The 12,534-nt window shown below is 62.4% G+C and carries 10 protein-coding genes; all 10 read right to left on the minus strand.

Features of this window, described 5'->3' with window-relative positions; all coding sequences use genetic code 11:
* Positions 1-24: 24 nt before the first annotated feature.
* A complete protein-coding gene (locus ALTER154_RS11585; protein WP_160087176.1) occupies positions 25-720 on the minus strand; it encodes a response regulator in 696 nt (231 codons plus the stop codon).
* Positions 721-730: 10 nt separating this feature from the next.
* Positions 731-3,385, minus strand: coding sequence for a sensor histidine kinase KdpD (locus tag ALTER154_RS11590; protein WP_160087178.1), 2,655 nt, complete (start codon positions 3,383-3,385; stop codon positions 731-733).
* A gap of 5 nt (positions 3,386-3,390) precedes the next feature.
* Positions 3,391-3,957: a potassium-transporting ATPase subunit KdpC gene (gene kdpC / locus ALTER154_RS11595; RefSeq protein ID WP_160087180.1), complete on the minus strand. Its 567-nt coding sequence runs from the start codon at positions 3,955-3,957 to the stop codon at positions 3,391-3,393.
* A gap of 74 nt (positions 3,958-4,031) precedes the next feature.
* Positions 4,032-6,083 (minus strand): potassium-transporting ATPase subunit KdpB, encoded by a 2,052-nt coding sequence (gene kdpB, locus ALTER154_RS11600; RefSeq protein ID WP_160087182.1) that lies wholly within the window; start codon positions 6,081-6,083, stop codon positions 4,032-4,034.
* Between the two features lie 12 nt (positions 6,084-6,095).
* On the minus strand, positions 6,096-7,796 hold the full coding sequence (gene kdpA, locus ALTER154_RS11605; RefSeq protein WP_160087184.1) for a potassium-transporting ATPase subunit KdpA: 1,701 nt from the start codon (positions 7,794-7,796) through the stop codon (positions 6,096-6,098).
* An 8-nt stretch (positions 7,797-7,804) separates the two neighbouring features.
* Complete coding sequence (kdpF, locus tag ALTER154_RS11610) at positions 7,805-7,894, minus strand: K(+)-transporting ATPase subunit F (RefSeq protein ID WP_090253391.1); 90 nt, start codon at positions 7,892-7,894, stop codon at positions 7,805-7,807.
* A 208-nt stretch (positions 7,895-8,102) separates the two neighbouring features.
* On the minus strand, positions 8,103-9,647 hold the full coding sequence (locus ALTER154_RS11615) for a YdgA family protein (RefSeq protein ID WP_160087186.1): 1,545 nt from the start codon (positions 9,645-9,647) through the stop codon (positions 8,103-8,105).
* Between the two features lie 243 nt (positions 9,648-9,890).
* Positions 9,891-10,970, minus strand: a complete 1,080-nt coding sequence (locus tag ALTER154_RS11620) for an AI-2E family transporter (RefSeq protein WP_160087188.1) — start codon at positions 10,968-10,970, stop codon at positions 9,891-9,893.
* Between the two features lie 90 nt (positions 10,971-11,060).
* Positions 11,061-11,873 (minus strand): DUF4892 domain-containing protein, encoded by an 813-nt coding sequence (locus tag ALTER154_RS11625; protein WP_160087190.1) that lies wholly within the window; start codon positions 11,871-11,873, stop codon positions 11,061-11,063.
* Entirely contained in the window at positions 11,870-12,532 is a 663-nt protein-coding gene (locus ALTER154_RS11630) for a glutathione S-transferase family protein (RefSeq protein WP_160087192.1), read from the minus strand. The genes ALTER154_RS11625 and ALTER154_RS11630 overlap by 4 nt, the downstream gene beginning before the upstream one ends.
* Positions 12,533-12,534 lie beyond the last annotated feature (2 nt).

Raw genomic sequence — 12,534 nt, forward strand, 5'->3', positions numbered from 1 at the left:
CGACGCCAGAATGCGAATGGCCGTTCACAATGCCTCGCGCAGACGATAGCCGACACCCGCCTCGGTAACGATAAAACGCGGTGCGGTGGGGTCGTCGCCGAGTTTGTGCCGTAGGTGGCCGACCACCACGCGCAGGTAGTGGCTGTCCTCGCCATGGGTCGGGCCCCAGATGTCTTTGAGCAGTTGCTGCTGAGTCACCACCCGGCCGATATGCCGCGCCAGTTGCGCCAGAACCGCATATTCCTTACGGGTCAGGCTGACTTCAACACCATCGAGGCTGACCCGGCGGTAGGCGAAATCCACCTGCAGCGGGCCGCTGCTGACCGCCGCGCTGGCTTGCTCCACACCACCGGCCAGGCGCAGCAACACGCGCACGCGGGCTAGGAATTCCTGAATGCCAAAGGGTTTGGTCACGTAATCATTGGCGCCGCCATCCAGCGCCAGGACCTTTTCCCCCTCGCTGGCGCGCACCGAGAGCACCAGTACAGGCACCTGCGACCAGGCGCGCAGCTCGCGCAGCACCTGTTGGCCGTCCATATCCGGCAGGCCGAGGTCGAGCACCACCAGGTCCGGTTTACCCAGCGCGGCCTGGGCCAGGCCTTCCTGGCCAGTAGCGCCTTCCAGCACCTTGTAGCCCTGGGCCGCGAGGCTAATGCGCAGGAATTTGCGAATCTGCGCTTCGTCATCGATGACCAGAATGGTCGCGGGGTTTTGGCTCATCGGCTATCCGTCACTGTTCTTCTTCCATCTGCGGTTGCGCGTGCAACGGCAGGTGCAGGGCCAGGCTTGTGCCCAGACCATCCAGCCCTTCGCCCACCGTAACCCTGCCGCCGTGCGCGCCGAGCATGCCCTGGCAGATCGCCAGGCCCAGACCAGTGCCCTGCCCACCGCGATCACCACGGGCAGCGGTATAAAACATATCGAAAATCTTCGTGCGCTCGTGCTCGGGAATACCCGGCCCCTGGTCACTGACAATAAAGCGCAGTTCTTCGGCATCCGCTTCGATGGCCACGCGCAAACGCCCTTGGTGCGGGGAAAAACGCGCAGCATTCTCCAGCACATTGACCAGCGCCTGCTCAATCAACGCGGCATGCACATAAAGCAGCGGCAGCTGTTGCGGCACCTGTATCTCCAGCTGCAAGGCGGACAATACCGGGCGCAGGCGCTGGGTCGCACTGGCAACGATATCCGCCGGGGCGACCCAGTCACGCGCCAGTTTCAACCCGCCGTGGCCCAGGCGAGTCATGTCCAGCAGGTTCTGGATATAACGGTCGAGGCGCTCGGCCTCATCGCGGGTGCCTTCCAACAGCTCGCGGCGATCCGCCAGGGGAATCTGCTCACCAAGCGCCAGCAGGCTGTCGATCGAGCCGCGCATGGCGGTCAGCGGCGTGCGCAGGTCATGGGAGACCGAGGCCAGCAGCGCGCTGCGCAGTTCCTCGGTCTGCCCGTGCAAACGCGCGGCCTCCAGATCCTCCGCCAGCTGCGCGCGTTCCAGGGCCTGGGCCAAGGGCTGGCCCAACGCCGTAAGCAGACGCCGTCGCTCGGCAGGTAAGCTCCTGCCGTCCTTGGGGCTGATACCGAGCAGCAACAGCGGCCCCTCTTCGCCCGACAATGGCAACCACCACCAGCGCCCGTCCGGCAAGGTACCGGTGCCCAGTCCGGCCGGCTGATCGTGCTGCCAGGACCAGTCCGCCGCCGCTCGTTCCAGATCAGTGAGCAGACGCTGCGCCCCCGCCTCCACCTTCCACAGCGCGTCCGGGCTACGCGACAACAAGCTGATCTCGACGTCCTGCCACAGACCCAGCTGCTGCATGGCCGCAGCCAGCACCGCCTGCCGGTCGGTGGCCGCCGTCAGCTTGCGCGACAGCTCCAGCAGTGCACTGGTTTCTCGCTGCGTCTCACGCAAGGCTTGCAATTGCTGGCGCTGGCGGCTGGCCAGGTTACCGGTAAGCCCAGCCATCAGCAGAAAGAACAACAGGGTCAGCACATCCTGCTGACGGTCGATGGTCAGGGTCAGGGTCGGCGGAATAAACAGAAAGTTGTACGCCAGAAACGACAGCCCCGCGCATGCCATGGCCGGGCCCAGGCTGCTGCGCACCGCCACCACCAATACCGCCGCCAGCAGAATCAGCGAGATATTCGGCAACTCCAGTACACGGGATAAACCCAGCGCCACGGCAGAGGCCAGCAGCGTCGCCAGCAAGGCCAGCAGGTAGTCACGCCAGACTACAGGCTGGCGGCGCCGCGACAGGGCCGGGGTAAGGCTTGCCTCGGTATCCAGCACGCTAATTTCCAGGCCCTGCCCCAGTTGCAGCAAACGCTCAGCCAGGCCCCGGCCGAGGTGCCAGATACGTCGTAGACGTTGCCGGCTGCGGCCGACCAGAATCAGGCTGGCACGGCGTTCGCGGGCATGTTCGATCAGGGTTTTCGCCACTTCGCTGCCGCGCAGGCTGACCACCTCGCCGCCCAGGCGCTCGGCCAGTTGCTGCGCGCCCTGCAGGTAACTCAAACGGGTTTCATCGCGCTCACCGCCGGTGTCCACATAAACCACCGACCAGGGCAGATGACGGCGCTCGGCCACCCGGCAAGCATGCCGCACCAGGCGCTCGGCCTGGGCATCGCCGTCGATGCCAACCAGCAGGCGGCCACGCAGCGCAGGCGCTTGCTGGCCTTGCTGGCGGTAACGCCGACTCAGGTCCGCATCGACCCGCGCCGCAGCAGTCTGCATCGCCAGTTCGCGTAGCGCGGTGAGGTTGGTCTGGCTGAAAAATGCATCGATGGCGGCGCGCGCCTGCTCCGGCACATACACCTTGCCTTCGCGCAGGCGCTCCAGAAGCTCACGCGGCGGCAGGTCGATCAGCAGAATCTCGTCGGCTTCCTGCAACACCCAGTCCGGCAAGGTTTCGCGCACCTGCACCCCGGTGATATCGCGCACCTGATCATTCAGTGCTTCGAGGTGCTGCACGTTGACCGTGGTGTACACGTCGATGCCGGCATCCAGCAGCTCCTGCACATCCTGCCAACGTTTGCTGTGGCGGCTGCCCGGGGCGTTGCTGTGCGCCAGCTCATCGACCAGCAGCAGCTTCGGCGGCTTGGCCAGAATGCCGTCGAGATCCATCTCGCTCAGCGCCACGCCGCGGTATTCCAGACGCTGCTGCGGCTGTTGTGGCAAGCCGGTAAGCATCGCCTCGGTTTCCGCACGGCCGTGGGTTTCCACCACACCAACGCGCAGGTCGACGCCCTGGCGCAATTGCGCCTGCGCCGCCTGCAACATAGCGTAGGTCTTACCTACGCCGGGCGCCGCACCGAGGAAGACCTTTAGCCGGCCGCGCCCTTCTCGCGGCATCTCATCGAGCAGGGCATCGGCGCGTACGGCATCACTCATGCAAGTTACTCAGCTTTTGCGGGAGGCGAATTGTCGGCCAGCGCCAGGTTCAGCGCCAGCACATTGACCACTGCCGGCCCTACCAGTGGCTTTTCCACGTGCTGTTCGATCAGTCGTTCCAGGCTGGCCGCCGGAATGCCACGTGCTGCGGCGATTCGGGCGATCTGAAACTGCGCCGCTGCCGGCGACAGATGCGGATCGAGGCCACTGGCCGAGGTGGTCACCAGCTGCATGGGTACTGCGCCCTGGCCTTCAACCTGCAAGCGCTGGGCATCTGTAGCGATACGCTCAGCCAACGCCGGGTTGCTCGGTGCCAAGTTGCTCGCACCACTGGCCACGGTGGCGTAACCACCGGCTGAAAGGCGCGGCTGAAACCACTGCGCGCCCTCGAAGGGTTGCGCCAATAACGCACTACCGAGCACATCGCCTTGTTGATTGTGCAACAGGCTGCCATTGGCCTGCGCCGGGAACGCCAGCTGCGCCACACCGGTAACGGTCAAGGGATAAACCACACCGGTGACCAGGGTCATAAAGGCCAGCACGCTAATGGCTGGGCGGATTTGTTTGAGCATGATGAATCTCCAGATTCTGTGTAGCCGGATGCAATCCGGGCCCGGAGTTCATCCGGGCTACGGATTGCGCTTGCTTAAACGAGGCCGAAGGCCACCAACAGCAGATCAATCAGCTTGATCCCGACAAAGGGCGCTACCAGGCCGCCCAGGCCGTAGATCAACAGGTTGCGGCGCAGCAGGCTGGCAGCATCGGCGGCCTGCACGCGCACCCCACGCAGGGCCAGCGGAATCAGTGCGACGATGATCAGCGCGTTGAACACAATCGCCGAGAGAATCGCGCTCTGCGGGCTGTGCAGCTGCATCAGGTTGAGCGCGCCGAGCTGCGGGTAGATGCCGGCGAACAGCGCCGGGAGGATGGCGAAGTACTTGGCCACATCGTTGGCCACCGAGAAGGTGGTCAGCGCGCCGCGGGTCACCAACAGCTCTTTGCCTACCTGCACCACGTCGAGCAGCTTGGTCGGATCACTGTCCAAGTCGACCAGATTCGCCGCCTCGCGCGCCGCCTGAGTGCCATCGTTCATCGCCAGGCCCACATCGGCCTGGGCCAGGGCCGGGGCGTCGTTGGCACCGTCGCCGCACATGGCGACCATCTTGCCTTCGGCCTGTTCGCTGCGGATGCGCTGCAGCTTCTTCTCCGGCGTGGCTTCGGCTATCACGTCATCCACGCCCGCTTCGGCGGCGATGGCGGCTGCGGTCAGCGGGTTGTCGCCAGTCACCATCACAGTGCGGATGCCCATGGCCCGCAGCTCAGCAAAGCGTTCGCGAATACCCGGTTTGACCACGTCCTTGAGATGAATGGCGCCGAGCAACTGACCGTCACCGGCTACCAGCAAGGGTGTGCCGCCGCTCTGGGCGATCTTTTCGATTTCGCGGGCCAATACCGACGGTACGTCGCTGCGCTGGATGCCCAGATAAAGTAGCACCGCATCCACTGCACCCTTGCGGTAGCTGTGGCCGTTGTAGTCGGCGCCGGACAGGCGCGTCTCGGCACTGAAGGCAATCGATTTGATCGCACTGCGCTCAGGCTCAACCATGGTGTTCAGCGCACGCAGATATTCGACAATCGACTTGCCTTCTGCGGTGTCATCCGCCAGTGAAGCCAGCAATGCTGCGTCGCTGAGTTGCTTGCCGGATACCCCTGGCGCCTTGTACAGCGCGCTGCAACGGCGGTTACCAAAGGTGATGGTGCCCGTCTTGTCGAGCAACAGTACGTGCACGTCCCCCGCCGCTTCCACAGCGCGGCCGGACTTGGCGATCACATTCAGACGCACCAGGCGGTCCATGCCGGCGATACCGATGGCCGAAAGCAAGCCGCCGATGGTGGTCGGAATCAGCGTCACCAGCAGCGCCACCAGGTACACCAGCGGCAGGTCGCCGTCGGCAAAACGAGCGAACGGCTGCAGCGTCGCCACCACCAGCAGGAAGATCAGGGTCAGGCCGATCAGCAGAATATCCAGCGCCACTTCGTTAGGCGTCTTCTGCCGCTTGGCGCCTTCAACCAGGGCGATCATCCGGTCCAGGGTCGACTCGCCGGGGTTGGCGGTGATCTGCACCAGCAACCAGTCAGAGACCACTCGGGTATTGCCGGTCACGGCCGAACGGTCGCCGCCGGACTCACGGATCACCGGCGCGGATTCGCCGGTAATCGCCGCTTCGTTGACTGCGGCGATACCTTCGACGACTTCGCCGTCACCAGGGATCAGTTCGCCGACCTCAACCCGCACGATATCGCCACGGCGCAAGCTGCTGGCCGCCACGGTCTCGAACTGCTGACCATTCTTGCGCCGCGCATTCAGCCCCTGGCTGCCAGCCTTGAGGCTGTCGGCACGGGCCTTGCCACGACCCTCGGCGAGGGCCTCTGCAAAGTTGGCAAACAGCACGGTAAACCACAGCCACAAAGCAATCTGCACGGCCAGGCCGGTGGAGACCTGAGGGTTGGGGATAAAGCACAGCACGGTGGTGACCACGGCCGTCAGTTCAACCACCAGCATCACTGGCGAGCGCAGCAACTGGCGTGGGTCTAGCTTGACGAAGGCCTGGCGCAGCGCCGGTTTCCACAACGCGGCGATCGAGGTTTTCGGGTGTTGCTGGGCGCTGTTCAGCGCCGGTTCGGTACGGGCGTTCATCATGGTTCTCCCTTAGAAGCCCTGGAACATGGTCATGTGCTCGGCAATCGGGCCCAGGGCCAGTGCCGGCAGGAAAGTCAGGCCGCCGACCAACAGAATGGTCAGGGTTAGTAGGGTGACGAACAACGGGCCGTGGGTCGGGAAGCTGTTGCTGCCCACCGGCGCGCGTTTCTTCGCCGCCAGGCTGCCGGCAATCGCCAGAATCGGCAGGATGTAGCCGAAACGACCGAGCAACATGGCCAGACCAATCATCAGGTTGTGGTACGGCGTGTTGGCGCCAAAGCCGCCAAAGGCCGAGCCGTTGTTGGCGGTACCCGAGGTGTAGGCATAAAGAATCTGGCTAAAGCCGTGGGCGCCTGGGTTGGTGACCGAGGCCGCCGGGCCCGGCAGGCTGGCCGCCAGCGCGCCGAATACCAGCACACCAATCGGCATCACCAGCAAGGTGGCAACCAGCAAGCGCACTTCGCGGGCTTCAAGCTTTTTGCCGAGGTATTCCGGAGTGCGGCCGATCATCAGGCCGGCGAGAAATACCGCGATCAGCACAAACAGCAGCATGCCGTAGAGGCCAGCACCGACACCGCCGAAAATCACCTCACCAAGCATCATGTTGAACATCGGGATCATCCCGCCCAGCGCGCTGAAGCTGTCGTGCATGGCGTTCACCGAGCCGTTGGACGCGGCCGTGGTGGTCACCGCCCACAACGCCGAGGCCGTGGTACCGAAGCGGCTTTCCTTGCCCTCCAGCGAACCGCTTTGCTCAATCGGCAATGCGGCCAACGCAGGGTTCGGCTGATGCTCGGCATACAGAGTGCCGCCCAGACCGACGCTGAACAAAATCAGCATGCAGGCCAGCAACGCACGGCTCTGGCGCAGGTCTTTGACGTAATGGCCAAAGGTGAACAGCAGCGCAGCGGGGATCAGAATAATCGAGGCCACCTCGAACAGGTTGCTCCAGGCTGTTGGGTTCTCGAACGGATGCGCCGAGTTGACGCCGAAGAAACCGCCGCCGTTGGTGCCCAGCTGCTTGATGGCAATCTGGCTGGCTGCAGGCCCAAGTGGCACAACCTGATCGGTGCCGCCGATGGTGTGCGCAGTGAAGTATTCGAGGAAGGTCTGCGGCACGCCCTGCCACACCAGCAATAGCGCCAGAACCAGGCAGAACGGCAGCAGGCCATAAAGCGTGGCGCGGGTCAGATCGACCCAGAAGTTGCCGACGCTATTGCTCGAACGCCGGGCGATGCCGCGGCAGAACACCACCAGCACGGCCAGACCGACTGCCGGGCTGACGAAGTTCTGCACGCCCAGGCCAACCATCTGGCTGAAATAGCTCATCTGCGCTTCGCCGCTATACGCCTGCCAGTTGGTATTGGTGACGAAGCTCACGGCGGTGTTAAACGCCAGCGTCCACTCTAACCCCGGCAATTGCTGCGGGTTGAGCGGCAAACTGCCTTGCAGCATCAGGATGGCGAACAGCGTCAGCAGGCTGATCAGGGTGAAAGCCAGCAACGCCAGGCTGTAGGTTTTCCAGTCCTGCTCGCGGTTGCTATCGACACCGGCAATCCGGTAGCACAGCCGCTCGACCGGCTGCAGCACGGGGCTGAGCCAGGTTTTTTCGCCCTCCATCACCCGGTACAGGTAACGCCCGATAAAGGGCGCCGGCAGCAGAACCAGGGCGAAGAACGCCAGGATCAAAGTGAAATCATAACTGTGCATATGCGCTCCTACGCCTGATCAGCGCGCAACAGCGCAACCAGCAAATAAATGAATAGTCCCAAGGCCAGGCCCAGGGACACCCCGTCGAGAATGCTCATGTGTTTGCTCCTTATTGCGGTGGCTACCGCTTAGGGCAAATTGTCGGCAACCAGGGCGTAAAGGAACGAGTGCGGGCGATGCTGCCCGGCATAAAGAAAGCGTAAAGATCGCAGGCCGTGGACAAACAAAAACGGCCAGGCGCCCTGCTTTACAGGTCGTCTGGCCGTATGTGGCGCTCGCTACGCCTAGGGCGTAGCGCTGAAGGCGTTACTGATTGGGGCTTTCAGCCTCGCTTTCTTCCAGCAGCATTTCCTCGGCCGGGCTTTCAGGGGCCATGCCCGCCAAACCACCGCCACTGCTCATGGCCAGCGCGACGAACTGTTCCACAGTCATCTGCTTGCCATTGAAGGTCACCTGATCGTTGGCGTAATGCAGGCTGGAGCTGATGTCCTGCCCCTGCACCACCGCCAGTTCGCTGGCTACCGCCATGCCACTGGCCATTTCACCGACCATCGCTGCCTGCTGAGCAATCGCTTCCTTGTCAGTTTCCCCGGCCAGAGTGGCCTGTACACCAATCACATCAGCAATCATCGCCTTGGACACCAGCAACTTGGCATCCAGTTGGGCGATCAACTGCTTGGCCAGTTCAGGCGCCGGCAGGTCGAAGGACACCGGCTTGTCCAGGTCCAAGCCAAAGCTGAAGCTGCTCTCGCCATTGGCAGTTTTGAACGCCAGTTTTTCCAGAGCCAGGCCCGGTTTGCCGACCAGCAGTTTTTCCAGATCAGTCTTGAATTGCGCAGTTTGCGCGTCGGTCAGCTCCGGCATACCGCTTTCAGTGTCGACCTTGCCGCTCTGCAGCAGTGTGCCGTACAGCTCGATCATCGATTTCAGGGCGGCTGCATCAAGGTTTTTCACGGTCCAGAGCATCTGCGAAGAGCCGATGTCGGTACCTTGGTAGCTGACCATGCCAATGTCATAGCTGTAACGCGCGGACAGCTGCTGGTTGGCTTCGCTGGTTTCATCGCGCTGGACGAAATCCTTGAACAGGATGGGGGCGTTCGCGCCAACCTGCAGCTCGATCTGCTGCAAGCGCACCTCGTTCTGCCCCAGGTAGAAGTCGCTGACGCCCTTACGGGAATTACTGGTGAGGTCCATGCCCTTGAACTCAAGGCGCATGGTCTCATCGGTGGACAGGGTTGAAGTGACCTTGAAGCTGTCCATCACGCCATTGGCACTGATTGCTTCGACATCTGCACTGCTGTCGAAGTCAATTTGCAAGCCACTGAAATCAATCTGGGTCTGCTCATCCAGCGCCATCTGCAGGGGTTGCACACGCAGGTTGCCGCTCAGCGAACGGTCATAACCGAGGCTGACCTGACCTTGCAGCGGCGCACCGCCCTGACTGCCGGCGAACCATTTTTCCAGCTCCGGGCTGCGTTCCAGCGCATAGTTGCTGGTGGCCATAACGGGCAGCAGCTTGAGGGTTTTCAATCGCGAAAGCGGGAATGGCCCATGCTCGATGCGGTCAGTGACGAACCACTCGAAGTTGCTCGGCGATTCGCCATCCAGACTACCGGCAAACTGAATGCGGTAGCGCGCGTTGCTGCTGAACAGCTGGCGCTCCAGGGAAACCAGCTCGATGGTGGCGCTGAGGCCCAGGGCCGGCAGGGTTTTGCCCATGTCCTCGTTGGCCTGCTTGATCGAGGTTTCCAACACGGCGGGGAGCTGCTGACCGGTGTACCAGGCACCGGCGGTGCTCAGTACGCCTAGAACGACAACTGCGCCCAGGGCGCTGCCAACAATTTTCTTCATGGGGGATATCCTGCTTGTCCGTTATGGGGTGGGGCTTCCCTGCTACCGCGTCAATCACTGCACGGCAGTGTGGCGGTTTGAGGCGCGACGTCGGCATGCGCACAACGCCTGGCTGCGCAAGCCAAGGCGTGGTCGCGAAGCGCCGCAAGGCTACCACCCCGGCTACAGGCGACCAAGGCGCCGCCGCGGAAATTTAGCGAAAATGCCAACCGGCTCGAACAGCTGTGCAGCCGTAATGAACAGTCAGCTGACGGGCTTCTCGGGCGATTCAACGCTGCTGACCGTGGTGTTGACCACAGGGCTACCGACCCAATCACTGAGCAGACTGTAAGCCACGGCCAGCAATGTTGGGCCAAGGAACAGCCCCATAAAGCCGAACGCCAGAATGCCGCCGAACACCCCGAGTAACACCACGATCAGCGGCAAGTTGCCGCCACGGCTGATCAGGTACGGCTTAAGGATGTTGTCGACGCCGCTGATCACAAAGAAGCCCCAAACCAGCAGGAAGATGCCCATGCCGACTTCACCCTGCCAGAACAGCCAGGCCACCGCCGGCCCCCAGATCAACGGAGGAATCATGATCAGGCTGAAGCCGAAGGTCATGATGCCAAGCACCAACGCCCCAGGCACGCCAGCGATGGTGAAACCGATAAAGGCCAGGATGGCCTGCGCTGCGGCAGTACCGATCACCCCGTTGACCACCCGCTGCACAGTACCGGCAACCAGTTCCAGATAATGCTCAGCGCGATCACCGATCAAGCGCTGTAACAGGCTTTCGGCAAACGCCGCCAGACGCGGCCCATCGCGGTAGAAAAAGAACACCAGAATCAGGCTCAACGCCAGTTCCAGCATACCGCCACCGATCTGCGCACTGCGCGCCAGTAGCCAGTTGCCGACCTGCCCCAAATAAGGCCGCACGGTGGCGAAAAACGCCGCGCCCTGCTGGTCGATGGTCATCCAGAAGCCCACCAGACGCTCCCCCACCAGCGGCACGCCAGCCAACCAGGCGGGAGCTGGCGGCAGCCCTTCGACCTGGAAATCTTTGAGCAGCGCGGTGACATCCTTGATGTGATCCGCCAGGTTGAAGCCCAGCATCACTAAAGGCACGGCCACCACAACGGTCCAAGCCAGGGTCAACAACCCCGCCGCCAATGCCTGACGACCATTGAGCAGGTGCGTCAGCACGCGCATCACCGGCCAGCTGGCAAACGACAACACCGCAGCCCAGAACAGCGCCGACCAAAACGGTGCCAACACCAACAGGCTGGCGCCCAGCAAGACCAACAGCAGTATCTGCACCAGCAAACGATCGTTATTGGCCATCCAAACAGCTCCCTGCACAACGCAAAAGGCTCTGCCTGGAAGGGCAGAGCCGGATCAATTCATAACGACAAGAGTACCGGGCGGAGCGTCTTAGCGCAGCACGTTGAGTTGTACGCCGCTCACATCTGCGTCACCCAGCTCCAGACGGCTGGCGCGCACCCGTTGCTCAACCAGGGCATCGCGCCAGACTTCGGCTTGGGCGCCGCTGATCGTGACACGCAAGGTGCTGTCGAGCTTGAGACTACGCGCCAGCAGTTCAATCCAGCCAGCGCTGGGTTCAACCTGCTTGGCCAGGCGCAGTTCACCGGTGCTTTTCAGCTGCCGCTGCAGGGTGGCTGGGGTCGGCAACACTTCGCCCAACGGCGCATTGGCCGTGAGCAACTCGGCATGCAGGTAGGCGCGCTTGTTACCACGGGTGATGCTGTACAGCGCCATCAGGCTGTCCTGACGTGGCTCAGCGAGACGCAGCAATGCGTACGTTTGCTGGTCATCCGAACCGGTCAGGGTAGCGTTATTGAATACCGCGTTAGCCCATAGACTGCTGGAGCCGCATTCACGACCCACGCACCAGTAAAGCAACTCGGCGTCCTGGGCTTGTAAATCACTGCGGGCCTTGGCAAACACCTCATTGGCCGTATGGGTGCGCGGCAGTTCATAAGTCACGGCGGTCAACTGGCCCTGAGCAGCTACTTCGCGCTCATACCGTAAGGTGCCACTGATGCGCCGAATCGCCCCTTGCGGGTAGATACGCTCCTGTTCGGCAACGTCCTTGAAGCTGACAATCTTGCTCCCGGCAAAGCGCGGCAACACGTCCAGATCCTGGCTGCCGGTAACGTCGGCCCGGACAACGGCAGTTGCCAGCAACAAACTGATGCCGAGGCCATAAATACTGAGACGGCTCATTTGATCAACATCGACTGGGCCGCTTTGACGATTTTCGCGCCGTCCTCTTCGCGCTGCGGCACCAGCAAACCACGCTGTACCGCAGGACGCTCAGCCAGCTCAGCCATCCAGCGCTGCAGATGCTCAAGGCCGTCAACAGAGACGCCGGCCCAGTCATGAATACGCACCCATGGGTAGGTGGCAATGTCGGCAATGCTGTAGTCATCGGCCAGGTACTGCGAATCACTCAAGCGCTTATCGAGCACTTCATACAGACGACGGGTTTCGCGCTGGTATCGGTCAATCGGCCCCTGCAGCTTCTCCGGGAAATAACGGAAAAACACGTTGGCCTGACCTTGCATAGGGCCAACACCACCCATCTGGAACATAAGCCACTGGATCACCCGCGAGCGGCCCTTGGCGTCGCTGGGCAGCAGCTGGCCGGTTTTCTCGGCGAGATACAGCAGAATGGCGCCGGACTCGAATACCGCGAAGTCATCATTAGCGCGATCGACAATCGCCGGAATACGGCCATTGGGATTGATCTTGAGAAAGGCCGCAGTCTTCTGTTCCTGCTTGTCGAAACTCAAAGCCTGCACGGTGTAGGGCAGCTGTAATTCTTCCAGTGCGATGGACGCTTTATGGCCGTTGGGGGTGGCGGCGGTATACAGGTCGATCATGC

It is taken from the genome of Pseudomonas sp. 9AZ (assembly GCF_902506525.1).
Lineage (GTDB): Bacteria > Pseudomonadota > Gammaproteobacteria > Pseudomonadales > Pseudomonadaceae > Aquipseudomonas > Aquipseudomonas peli.